The organism is Kitasatospora sp. NBC_01266 (genome assembly GCF_036242395.1).
GTDB lineage: Bacteria > Actinomycetota > Actinomycetes > Streptomycetales > Streptomycetaceae > Kitasatospora.
Genome location: NZ_CP108458.1, coordinates 5205086 through 5231447 on the forward strand (window position 1 = coordinate 5205086; position 26362 = coordinate 5231447).

Sequence of the window (26362 nt, forward strand, 5' to 3'; positions counted from 1 at the left end):
CCGTGGTCAGTGCTGCGGCGTCGAGCACTGCGCCGATCGGACGATGGTTTGTCGTGTCGTCAGTTCTTCGGTCACACGAGGGAGTTGAGTGTGAGCCATGAAGAGCATCAGGGTGCTCGCCGCCGCCTGTGTACTCGGCGCGCTGGCGGGCTGCTCCAGCGCGCCGGCCCCGGTCACGCCCACCCAGTCCGCCTCCGACCTCACCCCGGGCAACCGCACCGCGGTCCGCCAGGGCGGCACGCTGCGCTGGGCGGTGGACGAGGTGCCCGCCTCGCTGGACGTCTACCAAGCCGACGCCACCGCCGACACCGCGCTGATCGCGCACGCCCTGCTGCCCAGCCTCTACCGGCTGGACGACCACGCGCGGCCGGTCCCGGACCCGGACTACCTGGTGGGCGCCGAACTGACCGACCGGACGGTCACCTACCGGCTGAACCCGAAGGCGGTGTGGAGCGACGGGACACCGGTGACGGCCGCCGACTTCACCGCGCAGTGGACGGCACTGCGCGACACCCACCCGGGCTACCAGGCCATCGCGTCGATCGCGCAGGGCGTCGACCAGCACCAGGTGAAGGTGGTCTTCCGGCAGCCGTACGCGGAGTGGAAGTCCCTGTTCAGCCCGCTGAACCCGGCCGCCGGCCTCCCGCTCAGCGCCGGGCCGCTGCTGCTCAAGTCGCTGGACGCCAAGGGCGGCAAGGCGGCGCTGGTCCGCAATCCCCGTTGGTGGGGCGACGCGCCCAAGGTCGACGAGCTCGACTTCCTGGCCACTCCCGACCGGCTCGACGCCCTCTCCCAGAGCCGGGTCGACGTCGCCGCGCTGGAGGGCACCGTCGACCACCCGCCGACCACGAACTCCGCCGACGCGCTGGACTCCGCCACCAGGGCACTGCAGCGGGCCAGGGCGCTGCCCGGGATCACCCTGCACCGGGCCGCGGCTCCCGCCTTCACCCAGCTCACCCTGAACGGCGCCCGCGGCCAGCTCGCCGAACCCGCGGTGCGCCGCGCGGTCGCCGCCTGCGTGGACCGCGCCAAGATCGCCCAGGCCGCGCTCGGCCCGCTCGGCCTGCCCGCCGCGCCGCTCGGCAACCACCTGCTGATGGCCGACCAGCAGGGCTACCACGACAACAGCGCCTCGCTGGCCGCCACCGCCAAGTCCATGCACCTGGAGCTGAGCCTGCTCTACCCGGACGGCTCGGCCACCGCCCGCCGCACCGCCGACGCCCTGGTGGCCCAGCTCGCCCCGTACGGCATCACGGTGCACCCGCAGGCCGCGTCGCCCGACGGCTTCGTCCGTGACCACCTGGCCGCCGGCGACTGGGACCTCGCGCTCTTCTCCTGGCCCGCCACCGCCTTCCCCGCCACCGACGAGCGCCCGCTCTACGCCAAGCCGCAGGTGGGTCCGGACGGCAAGCTGGTGCTCGGCCTCAACTACGGCGGCTCCGGGACGGACGAGATCGACCAGCTCTTCGCCAAGGCCGAGGCCGAGGCGGACCCCGTCCAGCAGACCGCGCTGCTGCGGCAGGCCGACGAGCGGATCTGGCAGCTGGGCCACTCGGTGCCGCTCTACCAGCGCCCCGAGCTGGTCGCGGTGCGCACCGGAGTGGCCGGTGCGGGTGCCTACGGCTTCGGCTGGCCCCGTTACCAGGACCTGGGCTTCCTGCGCCAGTAGAGCCGCTAGCCGGTCCTCACTTCGCGGGTCGTCCCGGTGGCCACGTACGATAGGACAAGCCGTGGCATGGTAAGCCCGGCGGGTGGACCGGGACAGGCCGGGGCGCCACAACCCACGACTCCGGGAGAGTTCGCTCCGCATGCCCACGCGCAATGACATCCGCAACGTCGCCATCGTCGCCCACGTCGACCACGGGAAGACGACCCTGGTCGACGCGATGCTCAAGCAGGCCGGTGCCTTCGCGGCTCACCAGCACCTCGACGATCGCATGATGGACTCGAACGACCTGGAGCGCGAGAAGGGCATCACCATTCTCGCGAAGAACACCGCGGTCAAGTACCACCCCAAGGGTGGTGGCGAGCCGATCACGATCAACATCATCGACACCCCGGGCCACGCCGACTTCGGTGGCGAGGTCGAGCGCGGCCTGTCCATGGTGGACGCGGTCGTGCTGCTGGTCGACGCCTCCGAGGGCCCGCTGCCGCAGACCCGCTTCGTGCTCCGCAAGGCGCTCACCGCCAAGCTGCCGGTGATCCTCTGCATCAACAAGACCGACCGTCCGGACTCCCGGATCGACGAGGTCATCAACGAGACCTACGACCTCTTCCTGGACCTGGACGCCACCGAGGACCAGATCGAGTTCCCGATCGTCTACGCCTGCGCCCGTGACGGCGTCGCCTCGCTGACCAAGCCGGAGAACGGCACCGTGCCGGCCGACAGCGACAGCCTGGAGCCGTTCTTCTCCACCATCCTGGAGCACGTCCCGGCCCCGATCTACGACGAGTCGGCCCCGCTCCAGGCGCACGTCACCAACCTGGACGCCGACAACTTCCTCGGCCGTATCGCGCTCTGCCGCGTCGAGCAGGGCGAGCTGCGCAAGGGCCAGCAGGTCGCGTGGATGAAGCGGGACGGCTCGGTCCAGCAGGTCAAGATCACCGAGCTGCTGATGACCGAGGCGCTCACCCGCAAGCCCGCCGAGAAGGCCGGCCCCGGCGACATCTGCGCCGTCGCGGGTATCCCGGAGATCATGATCGGCGAGACCCTGGCCGACCTGGAGAACCCGATCGCGCTGCCGCTGATCACGGTGGACGAGCCGGCCATCTCGATGGTCATCGGCACCAACACCTCGCCGCTGGTCGGCAAGGGCGGCAAGGGCCACAAGGTCACCGCCCGCATGGTGAAGGACCGCCTGGACAAGGAGCTGATCGGTAACGTCTCGCTGCGCGTGCTGCCGACCGAGCGCCCGGACGCCTGGGAGGTGCAGGGCCGCGGTGAGCTGGCGCTGGCCATCCTGGTCGAGACCATGCGCCGGGAGCTCTTCGAGCTGACCGTCGGCAAGCCGCAGGTGGTCACCAAGGTCATCAACGGCAAGACCCACGAGCCGGTCGAGCGGATGACGATCGACAGCCCCGAGGAGTACCTGGGCGCGATCACCCAGCTGATGGCCGTCCGCAAGGGCCGCATGGAGACCATGACGAACCACGGCTCCGGCTGGGTCCGGATGGAGTTCATCGTCCCGTCGCGCGGCCTGATCGGCTTCCGCACCCAGTTCCTGACCGACACCCGCGGTACGGGTATCGCGCACAGCATCTTCGAGGGCCACGAGCCGTGGTTCGGCGAGCTGCGGATGCGCAACAACGGTTCGCTGGTGGCCGACCGCGCCGGTGTGGTGACCCCGTTCGCCATGATGGGCATCCAGGAGCGCGGCACGCTCTTCGTCGAGCCCACCACCGAGGTGTACGAGGGCATGATCGTCGGCGAGAACTCGCGCCAGGACGACATGGACATCAACATCACCAAGGAGAAGAAGCTCACCAACATGCGTGCGGCTTCCTCCGACACCACCGAGAACCTGGTGCCGCCGCGCAAGCTGTCGCTGGAGCAGTCGCTCGAGTTCTGCCGCGAGGACGAGTGCATCGAGGTCACCCCGGAGACCGTGCGTATCCGCAAGGTCGTGCTGGACCAGAAGGAGCGCGGCCGTAGCGCTTCGCGTGCCAAGAAGAACTGACGCCTGACCAGCCGTCAGCCGAAACGCCGTCAGCCGGTTCCCCCGAGGGGAGCCGGCTGACGGCGTTTCAGTCACCTGTTCGGCGGCACCGGGCGCCCGAGTGGCCCTGCTGCGGGTGCGTCGTCGCCGCCCCGCCCTTCGAATGGGGTGTGATGCCTCACACACCCCCGAGGAGGTCCTTCATGCCTTCAGCCACCAGAGTGCGCTGGGCCGTGATCGCAGTGACATCGGCGGCCCTGGTGGCCACCGGTTGCAGCAGCAGCAACAGCGGCTCCAGCACGAACGGCAATGGTGTCGTCCGAGCGTGGTGGGGCGACCCGGCGAACCCGTTGGAGCCCGCCAACACCAACGAGGTGAACGGTGGCGCGGTGATGAACATGGTCTTCGCCGGTCTGGTCCAGTACGACCCGAAGACGAGCGCGCCGAGCAACGCCAACGCCCAGTCGATCACCTCCTCCGACCAGCAGAACTGGACCGTGACGCTCAAGCCGGGCTGGAAGTTCAGCGACGGCACCCCGGTGACCGCCACCTCCTACGTGGACGCCTGGAACTACGGCGCGCTGTCCACCAACAAGCAGGTCAACGCCAGCTTCTTCCAGTACATCCAGGGCTACAACGACGTCGCGCCGGCCAGCGGTTCGCCGACCGCGCAGACCATGTCGGGCCTCAAGGTGGTCAATGACAGCACCTTCACGGTGGCGCTCAGCCAGAAGTTCACCACCTGGCCGCAGACCCTGGGCTACAACGCGTACTACCCGCTGCCCACGACCTTCTTCACCAACCACGCCGCGTTCCTGAACAAGCCCATCGGCGACGGGCCGTACATGATCCAGTCGTACACCCGCAGCCAGCAGATGCAGCTGGTGCCGAACCCGGACTACAGCGGCACCAACAAGCCGCAGAACGGCGGCATCAACCTCATCGTCTACACCGACCCGAACGCCGCCTACTCCGACCTCCAGTCCGGTGCGCTCGACGTCGACAACACGCTCTCCAACACGGCGATCAAGACCCTGGCGGGCGGGCCGAGCGGCGGCCGCTTCCTCAACACCCCGGCCGGCATCATCCAGACCATCTCGTTCCCGCTCTACCAGCCGCAGTGGAGCACGGCCAACGCGGCGCTGGTCCGCCAGGGCATCTCGATGGCGATCGACCGGGACACCATCGTGAAGACCATCTTCACCAACACCCGGACCTCGGCCACCGACTGGACCTCCCCGGTGCTCGGCGACGCGGGCGGCTTCAAGGCCGGCCTCTGCGGTGACCTGTGCACCTACAACCCCACCAAGGCCAAGCAACTGATCGAGCAGGGCGGTGGCATCCCGGGTGGCCAGCTGACCATCAGCTACAACGCCGACGGCCCGCACAAGGACTGGGTCGACGCCACCTGCAACAGCATCAACACGGTGCTGGGCAACAACAACGCCTGCGTCGGCAACCCGATCGGCACCTTCGCGGACTTCCGCAACCAGATCACCAGCCAGAAGATGACCGGCCCGTTCCGGACCGGCTGGCAGATGGACTACCCGCTGATCCAGGACTTCATGCAGCCGGTCTACACCACCACCGGGTCCTCCAACGACTCGCACTACAACAACCAGGCGTTCGACAACGAGGTCAACACGGCCAACGCGGCACCGGATGCGGCCACCTCGGTCTCCGACTTCCAGACCGCGGAGAAGATGCTCGTCACCGACGTGCCGGCCATCCCGCTCTGGTACCAGAACGGCACCGTGGCCTGGTCCAGCCACGTCAACAACGTGATGCTCGACCCGTTCAGCGTCCCGGTCTACACCGAGATCACCGTCAGTTAGCCAGCGGCGGCGGCCGGCTCCCGGGTGGAGCCGGCCGCCGGTCTTCGCCTGCTCAGTGGAGGTTCGCATGGGACGCTACGTCCTACGGCGCCTGCTCCAGATGATCCCGGTCTTCATCGGGACCACCTTCCTGATCTTCGTCATGGTGCACGCGCTCGGCGACCCGGTGGCCGCGCTCTTCGGCGACCGGGCGCCGGACCCGGCGGTCGCGGCGCAGATCCGGGCCCAGTACAACCTGAACGACCCGCTCTGGCTCCAGTACATCAAGTACATGGGCAAGCTGTTCCGTTGGGACTTCGGCACCACCTTCAGCGGTCAGACGGTGACCTCGCAGCTGGCGGCCGCCTACCCGGTGACCCTCAAGCTCACCGCGGTGGCCTTCACCATCGAGGTGATCTTCGGGATCGGCCTCGGTCTGCTCAGCGGCCTGCGCCGGGGCCGGACCGCGGACCACTCGGTGCTGATCCTGACCCTGGTGGTCATCTCGATCCCCACCTTCGTCACCGGTTACGTGCTGCAGTACCTGGTCGGAGTGAAGTGGGGGATCCTGCCGGCCACGGTCGGCTTCGACGTGACCCTCCAGTCGCTGATCCTGCCGGGCATCGTGCTGGCCTCGGTCTCGCTGGCCTATGTCGCCCGGCTGACCAGGACCACCGTCGCGGAGAACTCCCGGGCGGACTACGTGCGTACGGCGACGGCCAAGGGCCTGCCCAAGCGCCGGGTGGTGATCAACCACCTGCTGCGCAACTCGCTGATCCCCGTCGTCACCTTTCTCGGCACCGACCTGGGTGCGCTGATGGGTGGCGCGCTGGTGACGGAGCGCATCTTCAACATCCACGGCGTCGGCTACACCCTGTACCAGGGGATCGTCCGGCAGAGCACCAACACCGTGGTCGGTTTCGTGACCATCCTGGTGATCATCTTCCTGCTGGCCAACCTGCTCGTCGACCTGCTCTACGCGGTCCTGGACCCGAGGATCCGGTATGCCTGACCAGGAGAAGTACAACCGATCGGATCCGATGGCGGGGGCCGGTGACGAAGACGAGGAGATGCAGAGCGCGGTCGAGAGCCGCACCCTCGACCTCGGCACCATGGAGGGCGAGACCCTTATCAAGGCCGAGCGCCTCGCCGACCATCCGGAGACCCCCGCCGCCGGCGAGGAGCGGGTGGTGCCGCGCAGCCTGTGGCAGGACGCCTGGCGCGACCTGCGGCGCAATCCGATCTTCATCATCTCGGGGCTGCTGATCGTCTTCCTGGTCATCGTGGCGATCTGGCCAGGCCTGTTCACCTCGACCAACCCGCTCAACTGCGACCTGACCAAGTCGCAGGACGGGCCCACCTCGGGCCACCCGTTCGGGTACGACACCCAGGGCTGCGACGTCTACGCGCGGACGATCTACGGCGCGCGTGCCTCGATCACCGTCGGCGTCTGCGCCACCGCCGGGTCGGCGCTGGTGGGCACCCTACTGGGCGGTCTGGCCGGCTTCTTCGGCGGCTGGTCGGACTCGGTGATCTCCCGGGTCGCCGACATCTTCTTCGGCATCCCGATCCTGCTCGGCGGCCTGGTCTTCCTCTCGGTGATCAGCATCAGGTCGATCTGGATCGTGGTGGCGTTCATCGTGGTGCTCGGCTGGCCGCAGCTGGCCCGCATCGGCCGCGGCGCGGTCATCACGGCCAAGCAGCAGGACTACGTCACGGCGGCCAGAGCGCTGGGCGCGAGCAGCGGGCGGCTGATGCTGCGGCACATCCTGCCGAACGCGGTGGCGCCGATCATCGTGGTGGCCACCATCGCGCTGGGTACCTACATCGCACTGGAGGCCACGCTGAGCTACCTCGGCGTCGGGCTCAAGCCGCCGACGGTCTCCTGGGGCATCGACATCTCGGCCGCCTCGGACAGCTTCAGCATCGCGCCGCACATGCTGCTCTTCCCCGCCGGGGCACTGAGCATCACCGTGCTCGCGTTCATCATGCTCGGCGACGCGGTCCGCGACGCCCTCGACCCCAAGCTGCGCTGAGAGAGGGCCACCACCGATGAGTAGCAGCAGCATCAGTGCCCAGCCGCGCGAGGCCACCGCGGACACCGTCGAGTCCCCGCTGCTGGAGGTCCGCGACCTGCACGTGGAGTTCCGCACCCGGGATGGCGTTGCCAAGGCCGTCAACGGGGTGAACTACTCGGTCCGGGCCGGTGAGACGCTGGCCATCCTGGGCGAGTCGGGCTCCGGCAAGTCGGTCACCGCCCAGGCCGTGATGGGCATCCTGGACAGCCCGCCCGGCTTCGTGACGGGCGGTCAGATCGTCTTCAAGGGTCGCGACCTGCTGACCCTCGGCAAGGAGGAGCGGCGCAAGGTCCGCGGCTCGCAGATGGCGATGATCTTCCAGGACGCGCTCTCCTCGCTCAACCCGGTGCACAGCGTCGGGGCGCAGCTGGGCGAGATGTACCGGGTGCACCGGGGCAGTTCGCGCCAGGAGGCCAAGGCCAAGGCGATCGAGCTGATGGACCGGGTCCGGATCCCGGCCGCCAGGGCCCGGGTCGGCGACTACCCGCACCAGTTCTCCGGCGGTATGCGCCAGCGCATCATGATCGCGATGGCGCTGGCCCTGGAGCCGGACCTGATCATCGCCGACGAGCCGACCACCGCGCTCGACGTCACCGTGCAGGCCCAGGTGATGGACCTGCTCGCGGAGCTGCAGGCCGAGTACCACATGGGCCTGATCCTGATCACCCACGACCTCGGGGTGGTCGCGGACGTGGCCGACAAGATCGCGGTGATGTACGCCGGGCGGATCGTGGAGACCGCCCCGGTGCACGAGCTGTACGCCAAGCCGGCCCACCCGTACACCCGTGGCCTGCTGGACTCCATCCCCCGGCTCGACCAGAAGGGGCAGGAGCTCTACGCGATCAAGGGCCTGCCGCCCAACCTGCTGCGGATCCCGCCCGGTTGCGCCTTCAACCCGCGCTGTCCGCGGGCCCAGGAGATCTGCCGGACCACGGTGCCGCCGCTCTTCGAGGTGACGGACGAGAGCGGTACGCCGCTGCCGGGGCGGGCCAGTGCCTGCCACTTCTGGAAGGAGACCCTCGATGACTGACGGTGCCACCGCGCTCAGCGCGCCCGTGCCGCAGGGGGCGGCCTTCACCAAGGCGGTCGCCGAGGGCGAACCGATCCTGCAGATCCGCGAGCTGGTCAAGCACTTCCCGCTGACCCAGGGCGTGCTGGTGAAGAAGCAGATCGGCGCGGTCAAGGCGGTGGACGGGGTCTCCTTCGACCTGCGCAAGGGGGAGACCCTGGGCGTCGTCGGCGAGTCCGGCTGCGGCAAGTCGACGCTGGCCAAGGTGCTGATGAACCTGGAGCCGGCCACCAGCGGCTCGGTGCGCTACAAGGGGGAGGAGATCTCCCGGCTCTCCGGCGCGGCGCTGAAGGCGGTGCGGCGCAACATCCAGATGGTCTTCCAGGACCCGTACACCTCGCTCAACCCGCGGATGACGGTCGGCGACATCATCGGCGAGCCGTACGAGATCCACCCCGAGGTGGCGCCGAAGGGCGAGCGGCGCAGGGCGGTGCAGGACCTGCTGGACGTGGTCGGCCTGAACCCGGAGTACATCAACCGCTACCCGCACCAGTTCTCCGGCGGTCAGCGCCAGCGCATCGGCATCGCGCGCGGGCTGGCACTCAAGCCCGAGGTGATCATCTGCGACGAGCCGGTCTCCGCCCTCGACGTCTCGGTCCAGGCGCAGGTGATCAACCTGCTGGAGAAGCTGCAGGCCGAGTTCGAGCTGTCGTACATCTTCATCGCCCACGACCTGTCGATCGTCCGGCACATCTCGGACCGGGTGGGCGTGATGTACCTGGGCAAGATGGTGGAGATCGGCAGCGACCTGGAGATCTACGACCACGCCACCCACCCGTACACCCAGGCGCTGCTCTCCGCGGTCCCGGTGCCCGACCCCGCGGCCCGTCAGGCCCGCGGCCGGATCGTGCTCACCGGCGACGTCCCCTCGCCGGCCGACCCGCCCTCCGGCTGCCGCTTCCGCACCCGGTGCTGGAAGGCGCAGGAGAAGTGCGCGATCGAGGAGCCGCTGCTCGCCGTGCCGTCCTGGCTGGATGGCCTGGCGGCGCACGACTCGGCGTGCCACTTCGCGGCGGAGCGCGAGGAGGAGGGGGAGGGCGAGCGCGGCGAGGGCGAGGGCGGGCCGACGAACGGCGGTGCCGCGCAGTAGCGGTGGCGGACGCGACAGGGCCCCCTCCGAGCGGAGGGGGCCCTGTCGCTGAGCGGCTCGAGCGGTCAGTCCTTGACCACGCGGGCGGCCGGGACGGTCTCGGCCGGCTTGGCACCGGGGGCGACGCCGTCCTCGGGGAAGTGGCAGGCCGTCAGGTGGCCCTCGGCGTTGCCGCCGAGCTGGATCAGCGGCGGCTCCTCCGTGGCGCACTTCTCCTGCGCCTTCCAGCAGCGGGTGCGGAACCGGCAGCCGGACGGCGGGTTGAGCGGGGAGGGCACGTCGCCGGTCAGGCGGATCCGCTCGTTGGCGGCGGTGTCCGGGTCGGCGTCCGGCGCGGCGGAGAGCAGCGCGTGGGTGTACGGGTGACGCGGCTTGTTGTAGAGCGAGTCGCGGTCGGCGATCTCGACCACCTTGCCCAGGTACATCACCGCGACGCGCTGCGAGAAGTGCCGCACGATCGACAGGTCGTGCGCGATGAAGACGAAGGCGATGCCCAGCTCGCGCTGCAGGCCCTGGAGCAGGTTGACCACCTGCGCCTGGATCGACACGTCGAGCGCGGAGACCGGCTCGTCGGCGATGATCAGCTTCGGGTTGAGCGCGAGCGCGCGGGCGACCCCGATGCGCTGGCGCTGACCGCCGGAGAACTCGTGCGGGAAGCGGTTGTAGTGCTCCGGGTTGAGACCGACGGTCTCCAACAGCTCCTTGACCCGGGCCTCGCGGCCACCGGGCGGGTTGATGTTGTTGATCTCCATCGGCCCGGCGATGATCGTGCCGACCGTGTGCCGCGGGTTCAGCGACGAGTACGGGTCCTGGAAGATCATCTGGATCTCGGACCGGATCGGCGCCAGCTCCTTGCGGGTGGCGTGCGTGATGTCCTGGCCCTTGTACCGCACCGTGCCGCCGGTGGGCTCCAGCAGGCGGGTGAGCAGTCGACCGGTGGTCGACTTGCCGCAGCCGGACTCACCGACCAGGCCCAGGCTCTCGCCCTCCCGGACGTTGAAGCTGACACCCTCGACCGCCTGGACCGCGCCGACCTGGCGCTTGAACGGGAAGCCGCCCATCACGGGGAAGTGCTTGGTGAGGCCGTCGACCTCCAGCAGGATGTTGCCGGGGGCAGGGACCGCAGCGTTCTGCTCGGCCGGAGTCTGCTCTGCGCTCATGGGTTTTCCTTGGCTCCTTTACCGAGGCTCAGCTGCTCAGCCGGGGCAGGATCTGCTCGGTGAGGATGGACTGCTTCTGCTCAGGGGTGAGGTGGCAGGCCGAGAGGTGGCCGTTGGCCAGCTCCAGCGGCGGGCGCTCGGTCTCGCACTTGCTGCCCTCCACCAGGTCACGGTACGTGCAGCGGGGGTGGAAAGCACAGCCGCTCGGCGGGTTCAGCAGCGACGGCGGGGTGCCGGGGATCGGCATCAGCGGGATGTCGACCGAGGCGTTGATCCGCGGGATAGAGCTGAGCAGGCCCCAGCCGTAGGGGTGCTGGGAGCTCTTCAGCACCTCGCGCATGGTGCCGCGCTCGACCGCGCGACCCGCGTACATCACCAGCACGTCGTCGGCGATCTCACGGATCACACCGAGGTCGTGGGTGATGAAGATGATCGAGGTGCCGCTCTCCTGCTGCAGGTCCTTGAGCAGGTCGATGATCTGCGCCTGGACGGTCACGTCGAGCGCGGTGGTCGGCTCGTCGGCGATCAGCATCTGCGGGTCGCAGACCAGGGCCATGGCGATCATGGCGCGCTGGCGCATACCGCCGGAGAACTGGTGCGGGAAGTCGTCGACCCGGGTCTGCGGCTGCGGGATACCGACCCGGCGCAGCATCTCGATCGCGCGCTCGCGGCCTTCCTTCTTGTTCGCGCCGGTGTGCTTCATGAACGGCTCGGCGATCTGCCGGCCGATCGTGTAGTACGGCGAGAGCGCGGCCAGCGCGTCCTGGAAGATCATCGCCATCTTGTTGCCGCGGAGCTTCTCCAGGTCCTTCTGCGAGGCCTTGAGCAGGTCCTGGCCGTCGAGGGTGATGGAGCCCTCGATGGTGGTGTTCCTCGGGTTGTGCAGGCCCATCACGGCCAGGTTGGACACCGACTTGCCGGAGCCCGACTCACCCACGATGCCCAGGGTCTTGCCCTGCTCGAGGTCGAAGGAGAGGTTGTTGACGGCCTTGACGATGCCGTCCTCGGTACGGAAGCGGACCTGCAGGTCGCGCACCGAGAGGAAGGCACTGCCGGTCTCGGGCGCGGGGATGGACTCGGACTTGGTGAGGGTGCTCACGGTCGGATCTCCTCGGGGGCGGGGTGGTGCGGTTCGGTCACGGGCGGGGCGGAGGTCATCCGATCCGGACCCGGGGGTCGAGGAGACCGTAGGCGGCGTCGACGATGATGTTGAAAAGCAGGATGGAGACCGAGCTGAAGATCAGCACGCCCAGCTCCAGGTAGAGGTCGTCCTGGTTGACCGCGGTGACCGCGAGGTTGCCGAGGCCGTGCACACCGAAGGTGACCTCGGTGATGATCGCGCCGGAGAAGACGCTGCCCAGGTCGATACCGAAGATGGTGATGATCGGGGCCATCGCGCCGCGCAGCGCGTAGCGCCACCAGACGTAGGAGTTCGACATGCCCTTGGCGCGGGCGGCCCGGATGTGGTCCTCGGAGAGCTGCTCCAGCATCAGGGAGCGGACCTGGCGGCTGTAGTTGGACCAGAAGATCACCGACATGACCGTCCACGGCAGGATCATGCCCGTGAAGCAGCCCCACGGGTCCTGGGTCCACGGGATGTACGCGGGCTGCGGCAGCCAGTGCAGCTGCACCACGAACAGGGCCATCGCGAGCGGGCCGAGGAAGTAGATCTGGGTCGACTGGCCGACCAGGCCGATGGCGCTGGCGGCCTTGTCGGCGAACTTGCCCTGCTTCCAGGCCGAGATCATGCCCAGGCCCACGCCGACGGTGAGGAAGATGGCCGCGCCACCGAGCGCGAGCACGAAGGTCGCCGGGTAGTTGGACGAGATCCGGTCCCAGACGAAGGTCTGGGTGTTGTACGAGTAGCCGAAGCACGGCGCCGCGCAGTGGCCGGCGGTGCCGAAGTTCTGGCCGACGAACAGGCCGCTGAAGTAGTTCCAGAACTGCTCGTAGATCGGCAGGTTGAGATGCATGTTCATGCGGATCTGCGCCAGCAGCTCCGGCGTGCAGCCCTTCGAGCAGGACAGTCGCGCCGGGTCGGCGGGCAGCGAGAAGAACGCGAAGTATGTGAGCGCGATCAGCAGGACGATGATGACCAGCGCGCCGAGCGCCCGGCGGATGAGAAATCGGAGCATGGAATGAGCTCTTCCGAGAGAGGGCGCCCGAGGCGGCCACGTCGTGGAGAGTGCGACCCCCCGGATCGCGGGGGATCGGCACGTGGCCCGGGCAGGACCACCTGGGGTGGTCCTGCCCGGGGGAGTCGACCCGGAGGCCGGCTCCGGATCCGGTGCTTACTTCTTGATGAAGATGCCGTTGAGGTCGATGCAGCCGAGCACCTGGTTGTACGAGACGCCACCGAGGCCGGCACCGTACACGTTGAAGTACTTGTCGTCCTCGACCGGGATCTGGGGGATGTCGGTCGACAGGATCTTGTCGGCGAGCTGCATCCACTGCGCGGACTGGGCGTTGATGTCCGTGATCTGGCCGATCCGGTCCATCTCGCTGTCCATCGCCGGGTTGTTGTAGTGCGAGTAGTTCGCCGAGCCGTCACCGATCTGGCGGCCGTCCAGGGTCGGCGGGATGACGGTCGAGGCGACCGGCCAGTCCGCGGCCCAGCCGGAACGGTACAGGTCGAAGCCGTTCTTGGCGGTTCCGATCTCGGTGTAGTAGCTGGTGCTGTCCAGCGGCTTGGCCTGGACGTTGAAGCCGGCCTGGGTCAGCGCGTCCGAGACGGCCGTGGCGACCAGCTGGCCGGTCGGGGTGTTGGCGTACGCGTAGACGATCGGGTAGTTCAGCTTGCCGGCGGCCTGCAGGATCGCCTTGGCCTTGGTCGGGTCACCGGCCGGGTTGGCCTTGATGCCCAGCGGGTCGGTGTTCTTCCAGCCGGACACGGTCGGGCTGACCAGGTTGCCCGCGATCTCACCGGTCTCGTTGCCACCGTTGAGCTTCTGGACGTTGGCGACCGGGAAGGCGGTCTCCAGGGCCTTGCGCACGTTCAGGTCGGTGACCCGGGACATGTTGATGTCGTAGACGTCGACGAACGGCAGGAACTTGTTCATCGTGCGGTTCGCGTACTGCGAGTCGGTCACGATGGACTTGATGCTGGCCTGGTCGGCGCTGACGGCCATGCTGACCGCGTTCTTGTCGTCGCCCTGGCCGGCCATCAGACGCTGGGTCATCAGCTGCTGGGCGATGCCCAGGTCGAACTCCCAGCTGTCCACGTACTGGTGGCGGATCGGGTCGGTCTTCGGGTCCCACATGGGGTTCTTGACCAGGACCAGCTGCTTGCCGGGCTGGTAGCTCGAGATCATGTAGGGGCCGATGGACTGCGGGTGCGTGTTGTACTTCTGGCCGTCGTCCTTGGACTGCTCGATGGCGGTCACGTTCGACATGCTCGCCGCGTACGGCGCGTCGGTGTGGGCCGACTGGAAGTGCATCGTGATGGTGCTGTCGTCCGGCGTGCTGAGCACGCTGTCCGGCAGGGACTGGCCGCTGCTCGGGCCCTTGTAGACGGTGCGGTAGTTCGGGCCGGACAGCCAGGTCTGGATGTAGGTCGGGCCCTGGGTCTGGTAGTCATCGTAGAGGCTCTCGATGGCGTACTTGACGTCCTTCGAGGTGATCGGGGTGCCGTCCTGGAACTTCAGGCCGGACTTGAGGTGCCAGGTCCAGGTCTTGCCGCCGTCGGGCGAGGAACCGATGTCGGTGGCCAGGTCGCCGACCAGGGTGACCTTGCCGGTGGTCGGGTCGGTCTTGTAGCCGGTCAGCGAACGGCTGTAGAGCTGGCCGACCTCCTGCAGGTTGTTGACGTACTGCTGGCGCGGGTCCAGGTAGTCGAAGCCCGCGGTCTCGATGTCGTGCGCGGTGCCACCGGAGACGGCGCCGGGGATCGCCGGGGCCGGACCGACCGAGTCGGCGGCAGTGCCGGGAAGGAAGTTCTGCACGCTCGCCTGGGCGCTGGCAGCGGCGCTGGCCGCCTTGCTGCCCGCGCTGCTGCCCCCACCGCAGGCCGTCAGCGAGAGCGCGCTGACCGCCACGAGCGCCGGCATGATTGCTGCCTTGCGAAGTCTCATTGGGTTCCTACCTGTCACTGGTCATGTCGGGTCTGGCCAGCGCGGACCGGCGGGGCGGCGTTGCCCCGGGGTGGCCGGACTGGGTTACAGGGGTCCTGCAGGGGGGGTGATGTGAAGCGAACTGCGGGTGGAACAGCTAGCGGATCGTCTTCGGGTCGAGTGCGTCCCGGACGGCGTCCCCGAAGAGGCTGAAGGCGACGGTGAAGATCGTCAGCGACAGACCGGGGAAGAGCAGGTAGGTCAGGTCGTTCTGGTAGTTGGCCACCGCGCCCTGGAACATCAGGCCCCAGTCGGGGGTGGGCTCGACCATGCCGACACCGAGGTAGGAGAGGCCGGCCTCGGCCGCGACCATCGCCGGCAGCAGCAGGGTGACCTGCACCAGCATGGTCGTCGCCAGGTTCGGCATGAGCTCCTTGGTGATGATGCGCCAGGAGGAGGCGCCGGCGATCTTGGCCGCCTCGATGTACTCGCGCTCACGCAGGCTCAGGGCCATACCGCGCAGCAGGCGGGAGGTGGCCATCCAGCCGAGGAAGGCCTGGACGACGACGATCGCGATCACTCGGATGTGCACCGGGACGGCCTTGTCGGCCGGCACGAACATGTTCAGCACGACGGGGGTGAAGGCGATGTAGAACAGCTGGCTCGGCAGGCCGAGCAGCAGGTCGCTGAAGCGCCCGACCAGGTAGTCGAAGCGACCGCCGAGGTAGCCCTGGGCGACACCGATGCCGATGCCGAGGATGCTGGAGACGACCGTGATGAGCAGGCCGATGCCCAGCGAGGTGCGGATCCCGTAGACCAGCTTGCTGAAGATGTCGAACCCGGAGCCCGGCGTGATGCCGAACCAGTGGGTCGCGCTGATCCCGCCGTTCGCGCCGATCGGGACGCCGAAGTCGTCCAGCAGGCTCGGGTCGCGCAGGCCGTAGGGGATGTAGGGCGACTGGCCCTCGATGCCGGCGATCACCGGCGCGAGGATCGCGATCAGGATGAAGGCGATCACGATGAAGGCGCAGACCACTCCAGTGCGGTTGCGCTTGAAGCGGCTCCAGGCAATCTGGCGCGGGGTGCGCCCCAGGAGCGCAGCCGGCTTGTCGCCGCCGTCTCCTGTAGCGGACGCGACGAGGACCGGGTCGGTCTCTGTCGTGTCCTCAGTTGGCGTCGTCATGGTGCGAAAGCTCCCGCCGGTGTGGTCTGTGCAGCAGCAACGTGGAAGAAGTTGGTCGAACGGACTCTCGCAACTCGTTTATCGAACGTCAAGAGTTTCTCTGTAGCTGGACAGGCAGTTTTGGCTTCGTTCTGGAATGTCCACCAGGTTGTAGCTTTCAACTACTTGACAGCCTCTGGGCGAGACGTGCCAAAACGGACATAAAGGTACAAAGCTCGTTCATAAGTTCGTAACGAGCACTTAGCAACACCGGTATCTGGACGCACCGCCCTCATGTTTGGCGGGTCGACGCGCATAGATAAAGCTGTCCGTTTTGGGCAGATTGGGTGGATTACTCGCCGGTTTTCAGCGTCCGGTAATCGGACGGATTTGGCGGGAAGCCGCCGCTGGCGACTATTCGTCAGCCTTTAAGTACCCCCATCGGAATCCATCGCGTGAGTTGCTGCCCACGTCCGGTGTCACTTACACGCCACTGGCGAGATGTCGCCGGGAAACGCGATGGAGTCCCGGAACGAGAACGTTCCGGGACTCCACTCGGGGTATTTTTGACATGCTCACATATGGAACTTGAAAGTGCGCTCCGCGACGCTGTTCTTGTCGTAGACAGAGGCGATCGCATCGGCCACGTCCTGCGTCGTGATCGGCGCCAAAGTGCCGTCGCTGTTGCGGAACTTGAGCTTGTCGAAGGTGCTTCCGACGGCCGCGCCCAACTGGTCCAGATCCCACTTGGGACCGATGTTCCCATTGGCGTCCGGGGCCAGCGTGAGCACCTTGGCGGCGAGTGATCGGGTGAAGACGAACCGGCGAGCCCCGCTGGGGGAGAGCACCGACACATTGCCGCTGATGATGGCCTTGCCCAGGCCGTCGGCGGCCTGCTGCAGGGCCTGGGTGGAGACCTTGGGCTGAGCGGCCGTCACGGCCAGGGTGATCGGGCCGTCCGTCTTGCCGTTGGCCCGGTCCCGGTAGCTCTGCGCCACCTGGTTGACGGCCGCGTTGCCGTCCACCGCCTGGCCGGCCTGCCCGGGGACCACGGTCGGGTCGCCGCTGTCGTTGAACTGGACGTACCCCTCCCTGAGGCCCTGCGCCGAGCTCGCCGCCAGGCTGTCCAGCGCGGCCTTGAGCTTGGCCTGGTCGATGTTCACCTTGGGCGGTACCGCCTTGGTGCCACCCGCCAGCGAGCCGATCACAACCTCGGGGTTGTAGCTGTGCTTGGTCAGTCCGTCGACGGTGCCGGTGGTGTCGAAGCTCAGGCCGGCGGTGGCCGGATCCAGCGGCAGCGTCTGGCCGCCGATCTTCAGCTGTATCGGCTGCGCGCCGATCTTGCCCACGGTGCCGTCGAGCTGATGGACCGCCTGGTCGCGGCTGTCGCCGCCGATGTCGGTGCCGAGCACCGTGGTGCCCCGCGGTACGTCGGCCTGGTTGAGCATCAGACCGGTGCCGTACGCGGCGGCGCCCAGGAAGAGCACCCCGCCCGCACCGGTGACCAGCAGCTTGCGCGCCTTCGACCGCGGCTTCGGCTTGGCGGCGGCGGGCGCGGGCGGCTTCGGCGCCGCGGGGGCCGGCGCGCCCTCGGGGGCCTCGGCCGGTGCCGCGGCGCCGGAGGGGGCGCTGAGCGGCTCGGCGCCGGTCGGGGTGAGGGTGCCGGGTGCGGGCGGTGGTCCGGCCGCTGCGGTGGCGTTCGGCGCGGTGGCGGTGCCACCCTGCGGGCCGGCGGGCGCGGCGGCGTACCGACCGGCCACCGGCAGCCCAGGTATGGCCTCCTCCGGCAGTGCACCGGTGATCGGGTCGAAGCCGCCGATCTGGGTGTCCTCGGAGTCCTCGGCGTGCGGGCCGCGGCCGAACGAGCCGGGCGGGTTGACCGGCGGCTGCGGCTTGGCGAACCGACCGGGCGCGCCGGGGTTGCCGGTGGGGCGGGGGTTGGCGGTGCCGGCGAACGGGTCGGCGGGGGCGCCGTGGGCCGGGGCGGCCGGCGGCTGGGTCTCGCCGGGGGTGTACGGGGCCGCGGGGGCACCCTGGTACGCGTCGCCGGCGTAGGGGCCGGCGTTGGCGTACGGGGTGTTGTCCTGGTACGGGCCGGTACCCGGGTAGGAGTCGTTGCCGTGCGGGGCGTTGCCGTTGTACGGGCTGCTGCCGCCGTACGGCGCGTTGCCGTATGGCGCGTTGTCGTACGGGTCGTTGCTCGCGTACGGGTCGTTGCTCGCGTACGGGGTGCCGCCGGCGTACGGGTCGGCCGGCCGGGCGGCGTACGGGTCGGCCGGGTACCCGGCCTGCCCCGGTGCGCCGAACGGCGTGACCGGCGGGTCGGCCGGCCGGGGCAGCGGGGTCTGCAGGGTGCTCTCCGCCGAGAAGAGCGGGGCGGCCGGGGGTGCGGACTGCTGGTAGGCGGGTGCGGCCGGCGCGGGCTGCGCGGCCGCGGCGGTCGGGCCGCTGCTCGGCGCCGCCGTCCGCGGCGCGGCCGAACCCACCGACTCGGGGCGGCCCTTCTGCCGAGGCCGGAACCACTCGCCGGTCGACTCCGACTCGGTGACCTCCGGTGCGGCCGGCGGCGTGCGCCACTCCGCCGGCAGGTCCGGCGGCGTGGCGGTGCGTCCGCCGGCCTCCATCACCCCGAGGACGGGCGAGGCGGGCGGTGCCGAGCGGTGCCGGGGGGCACCGGCGGCCGGCGGTTCGCCGCCCTGCTCCTCGGGCTTGACGGTGCTGCGCACCACCACCGGCGGGATCGGCCGGGAGCCGGGGATGTTGATCGAGATCCGGGTGGTCAGGGTGGTCTCGGTCCTGGGGACCTCTTCGTCGACCGCCCCGGCGTGGCCGGCCTCCGGGCCGCCGGGCTGCTGCGACCGCGCGGCGGGTCCGCTGGCGAACGGGTCGAAGCCGTTGCCCAGCCCCGGGATGCCGTACGGCGGGGTGCCCGACGGATAGGCGTCGGCCCCCTCGCCCGCCCTGTGGCCGGGGGTCGCCCCCCGACGGGAGGACGGGTAGGCGCTGTCAGATTCGCGGCTGCTCAATGCTGCTCTGCTCCGGGTTCGCGGCCGGACGGCTCGTCCGACGTTGCTGCGGCACCACCATACTGGGAACACCAGGGTGGCGAACTGCTTCCCTTAGAACCCGATACGTCCGGTTCCAGAACCCGAAACGTCCGGTTCGGCACCGCCGAGCCTACGGGCCCGGCGCGCTGACTGCCCGTCGGCCTATGGCCACTCAGTCACGCTGACGCGGGATGCCGAAGGAGAACGGCGCCCGGGTCGGCAGCAGCGCGCAGACGAGCCCCGGTACCCAGCCCAGCAGCACGAACGCGTAGGCGTCCGCGTAGGAGGCGAGCACGATGTCGCCCTCGGGGCGCGGTGGCAGCATCACCAGCACGACCAGGAACCAGCCGACCAGCGGGACGCCCGCGCCGAGCTTGGTGCCGGTCAGGCGCAGGCCCCCGTAGGAGACCGCGCCGTTGGCCGCCAACGCGAGCAGCAGACCCAGCGGACTCCACAGAGCCTGCACAAAACAACCGCAGAGCGAGACCAGTGCGCCGAGCACCAGCAGCCCCGCGTAGCTCAGCAGGCGGACCCACTTCGGGGGCAGCGGCTCGGCCAGCCGCTGTGCACGAGTGCCGAGCAGCTGCTGCAGCGGGTTGCTCATCGGGTCTCGGCTCCGGCTTCCTCGGTGCCGGGCAGTCCGGCGAACAGGTCGGTCAGCGGTCGTGCGGGGCCGGCCTCGCCCTGGGCCAGCTGGTAGTACTCGGCGGCCATCAGGGGCTGCCAGCGGTCGTTGCTCAGCGCGAAGAAGGTGCCGTCCACGGTGATCTGGGTGGCGTGCGCGCGCATCGCTGCGGCCTTGCGGTCGGCGTACGCCGCGCCGTCCAGCACGGCGTCGATCAGCTCGTCCCCGACCACGCCCGGCACGTCCCCGGGATCGGCGGCCAGCGGGAAGCGTTCGGCGGTCGAGCGCAGTGCGGGCAGCAGCACCGAGCTGGGCATCCGGTTCCAGAAGGTCCTGACGATCCGCCAGGCCGGGCCCAGCTCGGGGCGGAACGCGGGCTCGGCGGCGAGTTCGGCGGCGCGGGTCGCGACCCGGTGCGCCTGGATGTGGTCCGGGTGCCCGTAGCCGCCGCGCTCGTCGTAGGTGATCAGCACCTGCGGGCGGACCTCGCGGATCACGGCGACCAGGTGGCCGGCCGCCTCGTCGACCCCGGCCTGCCAGAAGCAGTCGGGGTGCTCGTTGTCGGCCACGCCCATCATGCCGGAGTCCCGGTACCGGCCGGGGCCGCCCAGGAAGCGGACGTCGGACACGCCGACCTCCCGCATCGCGGCGGTCAGCTCGCCGATCCGGTGCTCGCCCAGGGTGTCCTGCCGGTCCGCCGCCAGGTGGGCGAGGCCGGGCGGGATCACTTCGCCGCCCTCGCCGAGGGTGCAGGTCACCAGGGTCACCTGGGCGCCCTCGGTGGCGTAGCGGGCCATGGTGGCGCCGTTGCCGATCGACTCGTCGTCGGGATGGGCGTGCACCAGCAGCAGGCGGCGAGCGGCAGCGGCGGTCATGGGGAGCAGCCTAACCACCGCTGTCGCAGGGACCGGCGCCGCCGTCAGAGCTTCAGGTCATTGAGCATCCCGGCCAGGTTGCTGGTCACCTGCTGGATCGAGGGGGCGATCGAGCTGGAGGCGAGGTAGAAGCCCAGCAGCGCGCAGACGATCGCGTGGCCCAGCTTGAGGCCGGAGCGGCGGATCAAGACCACCACGATCACCAGCATCAGCATGGCCGCGGAGATGGACAGAGCCATGACGGCTCACACCCCTTCCCGGGTGTGCCGCCCTGGGCGGGCGGCGGCTCGGACTGTGCGGGACAGCGGTGAACCGGACATCGATCATCCGGATCACTGAACAAGGAATACCCGATCAGTGACCTCGGTATTACTTTCCGTGAAGCCGTGCCCGTTGGATCGCGGGGGTGCCGAACAGGCGCAAGCCCCGGTCGGAGGGGGTGCGGGGGGCCGACCGGGCGACTTCCCGGCGCTGCGCCGAACGAGTGATCATCGGCGGTCAACGCCGTAGGGTGCGGCCATGACCAATGACGTTCACGCCGCCACCGCCGCCGCGGACACCTTCCCCCGGCAGTACGCGCGGACCCTGCGCTACACCGTCGGCCAACCCCGTTCCTTCGCCGTGGCCCCGGACGGCGCGCGGGTCGTCTTCCTGCGTTCCGGGACCTCCAGGGGGGCCGGCCGCGACCGGGCCAACCTGCTCTGGACCCTCGATCCGGCCACCGGCGCGGAGACCGTCGCCGCCGACCCGTTCGCGCTGCTCGGCGGCGGCGAGGAGGACCTCTCGCCCGCCGAGCGGGCCCGGCGCGAGCGCAGCCGGGAGGGCTCGGCCGGCATCGTCGGCTACGCCCTGGACGGTGCGGGCGAACGTGCCGCCTTCGCGCTCTCCGGGCGGCTCTTCACCGCCGACCTGGTCGGCGGCGGGGCCCGCGAGCTGCCGGCCGCCGGTCCGCTGCTCGACCCGCGCCCCTCGCCCGACGGCCGCTGGATCGCCTACCCGACCACGGCCGGGGCGCTGCGCCTGATCGCCGTCGACGGCACCGGGGACCGCGCGCTGGCCGAGCCGGAGGCCGCGGGGGTGACCTGGGGTCAGGCCGAGTTCATCGCGCAGGAGGAGATGGACCGGGACCGCGGCTTCTGGTGGTCCCCCGACGGTGCCGCGCTGCTGGTCGCCCGGGCCGACGACGCGCCGGTCCAGCGCTGGTGGATCGCCGACCCGGCCAACCCCCAGGCCGCCCCCGCCGAGGTCGCCTACCCGGCCGCCGGCACCCCCAACGCCGAGGTCACGCTCTGGCTGCTGGGCCTGGACGGCTCGCGCACCGAGATCGTCTGGGACCGGGCCGCCCACCCCTACCTCGGCCGGGTGCACTGGTCGGCCGGCGGCCCGCCGCTGCTCCTGGTGCAGGCCCGCGACCAGCGCTCCCAGCTGCTGCTGACCGTCGACCCGGTCACCGGGGCCACCAGCGAGCTGCTCACCGAGCGGGACCCGCACTGGCTGGAGCTCTTCACCGGCGTGCCGGCCTGGACGCCGGACGGCCGGCTGCTGCGGATCAGTGACGAGCCGGGCCACCGCGCGCTCTTCGCGGGCGACGTGAAGCTCACCGACGACACGCTGCACCTGACAGCGGTGCTGTCGATCGGTGCCACCGAGGTGCTCTGCGTGGCCGGCCCCGGCGAGGCCGCCGAGGACCAGACCCCGGGCCTGGAGGGCCTGTACGCCGTGCCGCTGGATGGCTCCGGCCCGCGCCTGCTGCGCCGCGGCGCCGTGCTGGACGCCGTGCGCGGCGGCGAGACCACCGTGTTCTCCAGCGCCGCGTTGGACCGGCCGGGCCGCCGGGCCGAGGTGCTGCGCGGTACCGAGCAGGTCGCGGTGGTCGCCTCGCACGCCGAGACGCCGGTGCTGACCACCCGTCCGCAGTTCCGGCTGGCCGGGGAGCGCCGGATCCCGGCCGCCGTGGTGCTGCCGACCGGCTACGACCGGGAGCGCGACGGCCTGCTGCCGGTGCTGATGGACCCCTACGGCGGTCCGCACGGCGCCCTGGTGAAGCAGGCGCACAACGCCTTCCTCTCCTCGCAGTGGTTCGCCGACCAGGGCTTCGCCGTGGTGGTCGCCGACGGCCGCGGGACTCCCGGCCGCAGCCCCGCCTGGGAGAAGGCGATCGCCTTCGACTTCGCCGGGGTCACCCTGGACGACCAGGTCGAGGCGCTGCACGCGCTGGCCGAGGAGTTCCCGCTGGACCTCGCCCGGGTGGCGATCCGCGGCTGGTCCTACGGCGGCTACCTCTCCGCGCTCGCGGTGCTGCGCCGTCCCGACGTGTTCCACGCGGCGGTGGCCGGCGCCCCGGTGACGGACTGGCAGCTCTACGACACCCACTACACCGAGCGCTACCTGGGGCACCCCGCCGAGCGGCCCGAGGTCTACCAGGCCAACTCGCTGGTCGCGGACGCGCCCAAGCTGGAGCGGCCGCTGATGATCGTGCACGGCCTGGCCGACGACAACGTGGTGGCCGCGCACACCCTGCGACTCTCCTCCGCGCTGCTGGCCGCGGGGCGCCCGCACACCGTGCTGCCGCTCTCCGGCGTCACCCACATGACGCCGCAGGAGCAGGTGGCGGAGAACCTGCTGCTGCTCCAGGTCGACTTCCTGAAGTCCGCGCTGGGGCTGTGAGCGGGCGGGGGCGGCATGACATCCGTCATGCGCAGGAGGCGACGGTGCACACTGCCGCCCCCACTCCGTCGGGCGGAATCCTGGTGAGGCCAGCACGGGGCTGCACCAGGACGACGAGGACGGGGAGAGGTCATGGCCCAGGAAGTGGCCGCCTTCAGGCAGGTCAGTAAGAGCTACGGCCGGGTCAAGGCGGTGAACGGCCTCGACCTGACGCTGCACCCGGGCCAGACCGTGGCGCTGCTCGGCCCCAACGGGGCGGGCAAGTCCAGCAGCCTGGACCTGCTGCTCGGGCTGCGTGAGCCCGACCAGGGGCAGGTCACCCTGTTCGGTGCCGCGCCGCGGGCGGCGATCGAGGCCGGGCGGGTCGGCGCGATGCTGCAGAGCGGCGGGCTGATGACCGACGTCAAGGTCCGCGAGCTGGTCCAGCTGGCCTGTGACGTCCACCCGCGCGGCCACCGGGTCGGCGAGGTGCTGCGCGACGCCGGGATCGAGGAGATCGCGGACCGCCGGGTGGACAAGCTCTCCGGTGGCCAGGAGCAGCGGGTCCGGTTCGCGCTGGCGATCGCCGGCCAGAACGACCTGATCGTGCTGGACGAGCCGACCACCGGCATGGACGTGTCGGTCCGCCGGCAGTTCTGGGCCGCGATGCGCCAACAGGCCGAGCAGGGCCGCACCGTGCTCTTCGCCACCCACTACCTCGAGGAGGCCGACTCGATCGCCGACCGGGTGCTGGTGCTGCACCGCGGGCGGTTGATCGCTGACGGCTCCTCGGCCGAGATCAAGGCCAAGGCCGGCGCCCGGCGGGTCAGCTTCGAACTGCACGACGCGGACGGCCGGATCGAGGAGACGGCGCTGCGCGCGCTGCCCGGGCTGGTCGCGCTGGAGGTCAGCGGGCAGGGCACCGAGGTGCGCACCGTGCGGATCCGCTCCACCGACGCCGACGCCCTGGTGGCCGCCCTCTACCGGACCGGCTGCTACCCGCGCGGTCTGGAGGTCACCAGCCTCGGCCTGGAGCAGGCCTTCCTCACCATCACCGGAGAACAGGACGACCAGGACTCGCAGAGCGCGAGCCTCGCCGAGACGGAGCGCGCGCGATGACCACCCTGATCAAGCTGGAGATCCTGCGCACCCTGCGCAACCGGCGGTACCTGTTCTTCACCATCCTCTACCCCGCGCTGATGTACTTCTTCTTCGTCAGCGCGTACGGCAACGGCATGGCGGGCGGGGTGAGCGCCAAGTCGTACTTCATGGTCTCGATGGCCACCTTCGGCGCGGTCGGCGCGGTGCTCACCGGCAGCGCGCAGCGGATCTCGCTGGAGCGCAAGAGCGGCTGGGTGCGCCAGCTGCGGCTGACCGCGCTGCCCGGGCGGGCCTACGCGGTGGCCAAGATCAGCTCCTGCGCGGTGACCACGCTGCCGTCGATCCTGGTGGTCTTCGCGCTCGGCGTGGCCAAGGGCGTGCGGCTGGACGCCGGGCAGTGGGCGGGCCTGGTCGCGGTGATCTGGCTGGGCAGCTTCGTCTTCGCGGCGCTCGGGGTGGCGCTCGGCTACGCGGCCGAACCCAGTGCGGTGCAGCCGATCGTGATGATCGTCTACATGCTGATGGCCGCCTTCGGCGGGACCTGGTTCCCGGTCTCGGGCACGCTGAAGAGCATCGCCCGGTTCAACCCGGTCTACCTCTACAACCAGCTGGCCGCCTTCATCCGCCCCGGCGTCGCCTTCGACACCACGGCCGCCGCGGGCCTGGCCGGGTTCCTGGTGGTCTTCGTGGCCGCCGCCGGCTTCCTGTACCGCCGGGACACCAAGCAGGCATGATGTCCCGCATGCCCGACGCGCCCCCGGACCAGTGCCCCGCCACGACCGGGAAGGAGGGCCGGGGGCTCTTCCTGTCGTACCCCGGTGCCCCGGCCGAGAACCGCAGGCAGCTGCTGGTCAAGCTCTGCTGGATGCTGCTGTGGATGGTCTATGTGATCTATCCGATCCAGGACCTGCTGAGCGGCCACCACGGCCTGGTCGCGACGGTGCTCGGCTGGGTGGCCCTGGTCGGGTTCCTCGGCTGCTACCTCACGCTGGTCCTGCTGCGCTCGATGAACGGGCCGCGGTGGCGCGGCAGTTATCCGCTGCTGGCGGCGATGCTGGTCATCGCGGTGGTCACCGGCCTGAGCCTGGGTGAGCAGTGGCTCGTCCTGATCACCTACCTGTCGGTGACCGCCGGGGCGGTGCTGCCGCCGCGGCTCGCGCTGCGCGCCGTGCTCGGTGCCACCGTGCTGATGGTCGTGATCGGGCTGGCCTGCGGGGCGGACTGGTCCTCGCTGGGCTCCCTGCTGCTGCCGACCTTCCTGAGCGGCGCGGCGATGACCGGGCTGCAGCGGCTGGTCGGCGCGATGCGCGAGCTGCGCGAGGCACGGGAGACCGCGGCCCAGCTGGCCGCCGCCGAGGAACGGCTGCGGATGGCCCGTGACCTGCACGACCTGCTCGGGCACTCGCTCTCGCTGATCACCCTCAAGAGCGAGCTGGCCGGGCGGTTCATGGACGCTGAGAAGGGCGAGGCCGCGCGGGCCCAGGTGGCCGACATCGAGCAGGTGGCCCGGCAGTCGCTGATCGATGTGCGCAGCGCGGTGAGCGGCTACCGCAAGCCCTCGCTGCCGGCCGAACTGGCCGCCGCCCGCAGCGCGCTGGCCACCGCCGGGGTGGGCCTGGAGGCGCCGTCCGGGCTCGCCGAGAGCCGGCCGGGGCTCGGGGCCGCCGAGGCCGAGACGCTGGCCTGGGTGCTGCGCGAATCGGTCACCAACATCGTCCGGCACGCGGCGGGGGCCAGCCTCTGCACCGTGGCCCTGGACGAGACCTGGGACGGCGACGGAGCCCGGTTCGCCGTCCTGGAGATCACCGACAACGGCCGAGGGCCCGGCAAGTCGGCCCCCGGCAACGGCCTGTCCGGGCTGGACGAGCGCCTCGCCCTGGTGGGGGGCCGGCTGGAGACCTCGCCCGGTCGTGGTGGCAAGGGCTTCCGGCTGCGCGCACTGGTTCCGCTGGGTGTCAAGGTCGAGGCTTAGCCACCGTTAGGGTCTGCC

Annotated in this window: 20 protein-coding genes; 11 read left to right on the plus strand and 9 right to left on the minus strand. The window is 70.2% G+C overall.

Annotated elements, in window-relative coordinates; all coding sequences use genetic code 11:
* The first annotated feature begins 97 nt into the window (after window positions 1-97).
* The 7 genes from OG403_RS22790 to OG403_RS22820 all read left to right on the plus strand — a co-directional run bounded on the left by OG403_RS22790 (window position 98) and on the right by OG403_RS22820 (window position 9707).
* Window positions 98-1669, plus strand: coding sequence for an ABC transporter family substrate-binding protein (locus OG403_RS22790; protein ID WP_329567269.1), 1572 nt, complete (start codon window positions 98-100; stop codon window positions 1667-1669).
* 139 nt (window positions 1670-1808) lie between these two features.
* The gene (gene typA / locus OG403_RS22795) at window positions 1809-3677 is read left to right on the plus strand and encodes a translational GTPase TypA (protein ID WP_329567271.1); all 1869 of its coding nucleotides are present in this window, start codon (window positions 1809-1811) and stop codon (window positions 3675-3677) included.
* Between the two features lie 182 nt (window positions 3678-3859).
* The gene (locus OG403_RS22800) at window positions 3860-5491 is read left to right on the plus strand and encodes a peptide ABC transporter substrate-binding protein (RefSeq protein WP_329567273.1); all 1632 of its coding nucleotides are present in this window, start codon (window positions 3860-3862) and stop codon (window positions 5489-5491) included.
* Between the two features lie 67 nt (window positions 5492-5558).
* Entirely contained in the window at window positions 5559-6482 is a 924-nt protein-coding gene (locus tag OG403_RS22805; protein ID WP_329567275.1) for an ABC transporter permease, read from the plus strand.
* A complete protein-coding gene (locus OG403_RS22810) occupies window positions 6475-7506 on the plus strand; it encodes an ABC transporter permease (protein ID WP_442910958.1) in 1032 nt (343 codons plus the stop codon). The genes OG403_RS22805 and OG403_RS22810 overlap by 8 nt, the downstream gene beginning before the upstream one ends.
* Before the next feature lie 16 nt (window positions 7507-7522).
* Window positions 7523-8578, plus strand: a complete 1056-nt coding sequence (locus tag OG403_RS22815; protein WP_329567276.1) for an ABC transporter ATP-binding protein — start codon at window positions 7523-7525, stop codon at window positions 8576-8578.
* A complete protein-coding gene (locus tag OG403_RS22820) occupies window positions 8571-9707 on the plus strand; it encodes an ABC transporter ATP-binding protein (protein ID WP_329567277.1) in 1137 nt (378 codons plus the stop codon). Before OG403_RS22815 ends, OG403_RS22820 begins: the two co-directional genes overlap by 8 nt.
* Before the next feature lie 65 nt (window positions 9708-9772).
* Here OG403_RS22820 and OG403_RS22825 read toward each other — a convergent pair whose 3' ends face one another.
* The 9 genes from OG403_RS22825 to OG403_RS22865 form a co-directional block, all read right to left on the minus strand.
* Window positions 9773-10867, minus strand: coding sequence for an ABC transporter ATP-binding protein (locus OG403_RS22825; protein ID WP_329567280.1), 1095 nt, complete (start codon window positions 10865-10867; stop codon window positions 9773-9775).
* Between the two features lie 28 nt (window positions 10868-10895).
* Window positions 10896-11966 carry an ABC transporter ATP-binding protein gene (locus OG403_RS22830; RefSeq protein WP_329567281.1) on the minus strand — a complete coding sequence of 357 codons (1071 nt, stop codon included), beginning with the start codon at window positions 11964-11966 and terminating at the stop codon, window positions 10896-10898.
* Window positions 11967-12021: 55 nt separating this feature from the next.
* Complete coding sequence (locus tag OG403_RS22835; protein WP_329567283.1) at window positions 12022-13002, minus strand: ABC transporter permease; 981 nt, start codon at window positions 13000-13002, stop codon at window positions 12022-12024.
* Between the two features lie 156 nt (window positions 13003-13158).
* Window positions 13159-14913, minus strand: a complete 1755-nt coding sequence (locus OG403_RS22840) for an ABC transporter substrate-binding protein (protein WP_329567285.1) — start codon at window positions 14911-14913, stop codon at window positions 13159-13161.
* 160 nt (window positions 14914-15073) lie between these two features.
* Complete coding sequence (locus OG403_RS22845; RefSeq protein ID WP_329567287.1) at window positions 15074-16099, minus strand: ABC transporter permease; 1026 nt, start codon at window positions 16097-16099, stop codon at window positions 15074-15076.
* 554 nt (window positions 16100-16653) lie between these two features.
* A complete protein-coding gene (locus OG403_RS22850) occupies window positions 16654-19104 on the minus strand; it encodes a peptidoglycan binding domain-containing protein (RefSeq protein ID WP_329567289.1) in 2451 nt (816 codons plus the stop codon).
* A gap of 193 nt (window positions 19105-19297) precedes the next feature.
* Window positions 19298-19729 (minus strand): DUF6113 family protein, encoded by a 432-nt coding sequence (locus OG403_RS22855; protein ID WP_329567291.1) that lies wholly within the window; start codon window positions 19727-19729, stop codon window positions 19298-19300.
* On the minus strand, window positions 19726-20625 hold the full coding sequence (mshB, locus tag OG403_RS22860) for an N-acetyl-1-D-myo-inositol-2-amino-2-deoxy-alpha-D-glucopyranoside deacetylase (protein WP_329567293.1): 900 nt from the start codon (window positions 20623-20625) through the stop codon (window positions 19726-19728). The genes OG403_RS22855 and mshB overlap by 4 nt, the downstream gene beginning before the upstream one ends.
* Window positions 20626-20669: 44 nt before the next feature.
* On the minus strand, window positions 20670-20864 hold the full coding sequence (locus OG403_RS22865) for a DUF2304 domain-containing protein (protein ID WP_329567295.1): 195 nt from the start codon (window positions 20862-20864) through the stop codon (window positions 20670-20672).
* A gap of 280 nt (window positions 20865-21144) precedes the next feature.
* Between OG403_RS22865 and OG403_RS22870 the strand changes: the two genes are divergently transcribed.
* From OG403_RS22870 to OG403_RS22885, 4 genes are all read left to right on the plus strand, one after another.
* Window positions 21145-23292 carry a S9 family peptidase gene (locus tag OG403_RS22870; protein ID WP_329567297.1) on the plus strand — a complete coding sequence of 716 codons (2148 nt, stop codon included), beginning with the start codon at window positions 21145-21147 and terminating at the stop codon, window positions 23290-23292.
* A 132-nt stretch (window positions 23293-23424) separates the two neighbouring features.
* Window positions 23425-24390, plus strand: coding sequence for an ABC transporter ATP-binding protein (locus OG403_RS22875; protein WP_329567299.1), 966 nt, complete (start codon window positions 23425-23427; stop codon window positions 24388-24390).
* Window positions 24387-25106, plus strand: coding sequence for an ABC transporter permease (locus OG403_RS22880; protein ID WP_329567301.1), 720 nt, complete (start codon window positions 24387-24389; stop codon window positions 25104-25106). The genes OG403_RS22875 and OG403_RS22880 overlap by 4 nt, the downstream gene beginning before the upstream one ends.
* 8 nt (window positions 25107-25114) lie before the next feature.
* Window positions 25115-26344 (plus strand): sensor histidine kinase, encoded by a 1230-nt coding sequence (locus OG403_RS22885; RefSeq protein WP_329567303.1) that lies wholly within the window; start codon window positions 25115-25117, stop codon window positions 26342-26344.
* Window positions 26345-26362: the final 18 nt, after the last annotated feature.

Coding starts and splice junctions, on each gene's coding strand:
- OG403_RS22880 (WP_329567301.1), top strand. CDS start 24,387: ATGACCACCCTGATCAAGCTGGAGATCCTGCGCACCCTGCGCAACCGG.
- OG403_RS22805 (WP_329567275.1), top strand. CDS start 5,559: ATGGGACGCTACGTCCTACGGCGCCTGCTCCAGATGATCCCGGTCTTC.
- OG403_RS22790 (WP_329567269.1), top strand. CDS start 98: ATGAAGAGCATCAGGGTGCTCGCCGCCGCCTGTGTACTCGGCGCGCTG.
- OG403_RS22840 (WP_329567285.1), bottom strand. CDS start 14,913: ATGCCGGCGCTCGTGGCGGTCAGCGCGCTCTCGCTGACGGCCTGCGGT.
- OG403_RS22825 (WP_329567280.1), bottom strand. CDS start 10,867: ATGAGCGCAGAGCAGACTCCGGCCGAGCAGAACGCTGCGGTCCCTGCC.
- OG403_RS22835 (WP_329567283.1), bottom strand. CDS start 13,002: ATGCTCCGATTTCTCATCCGCCGGGCGCTCGGCGCGCTGGTCATCATC.
- OG403_RS22810 (WP_442910958.1), top strand. CDS start 6,475: ATGCCTGACCAGGAGAAGTACAACCGATCGGATCCGATGGCGGGGGCC.
- OG403_RS22875 (WP_329567299.1), top strand. CDS start 23,425: ATGGCCCAGGAAGTGGCCGCCTTCAGGCAGGTCAGTAAGAGCTACGGC.
- OG403_RS22800 (WP_329567273.1), top strand. CDS start 3,860: ATGCCTTCAGCCACCAGAGTGCGCTGGGCCGTGATCGCAGTGACATCG.
- OG403_RS22885 (WP_329567303.1), top strand. CDS start 25,115: ATGCCCGACGCGCCCCCGGACCAGTGCCCCGCCACGACCGGGAAGGAG.
- OG403_RS22855 (WP_329567291.1), bottom strand. CDS start 19,729: ATGAGCAACCCGCTGCAGCAGCTGCTCGGCACTCGTGCACAGCGGCTG.
- OG403_RS22865 (WP_329567295.1), bottom strand. CDS start 20,864: ATGGCTCTGTCCATCTCCGCGGCCATGCTGATGCTGGTGATCGTGGTG.
- OG403_RS22870 (WP_329567297.1), top strand. CDS start 21,145: ATGACCAATGACGTTCACGCCGCCACCGCCGCCGCGGACACCTTCCCC.
- mshB (WP_329567293.1), bottom strand. CDS start 20,625: ATGACCGCCGCTGCCGCTCGCCGCCTGCTGCTGGTGCACGCCCATCCC.
- OG403_RS22820 (WP_329567277.1), top strand. CDS start 8,571: ATGACTGACGGTGCCACCGCGCTCAGCGCGCCCGTGCCGCAGGGGGCG.
- OG403_RS22845 (WP_329567287.1), bottom strand. CDS start 16,099: ATGACGACGCCAACTGAGGACACGACAGAGACCGACCCGGTCCTCGTC.
- typA (WP_329567271.1), top strand. CDS start 1,809: ATGCCCACGCGCAATGACATCCGCAACGTCGCCATCGTCGCCCACGTC.
- OG403_RS22815 (WP_329567276.1), top strand. CDS start 7,523: ATGAGTAGCAGCAGCATCAGTGCCCAGCCGCGCGAGGCCACCGCGGAC.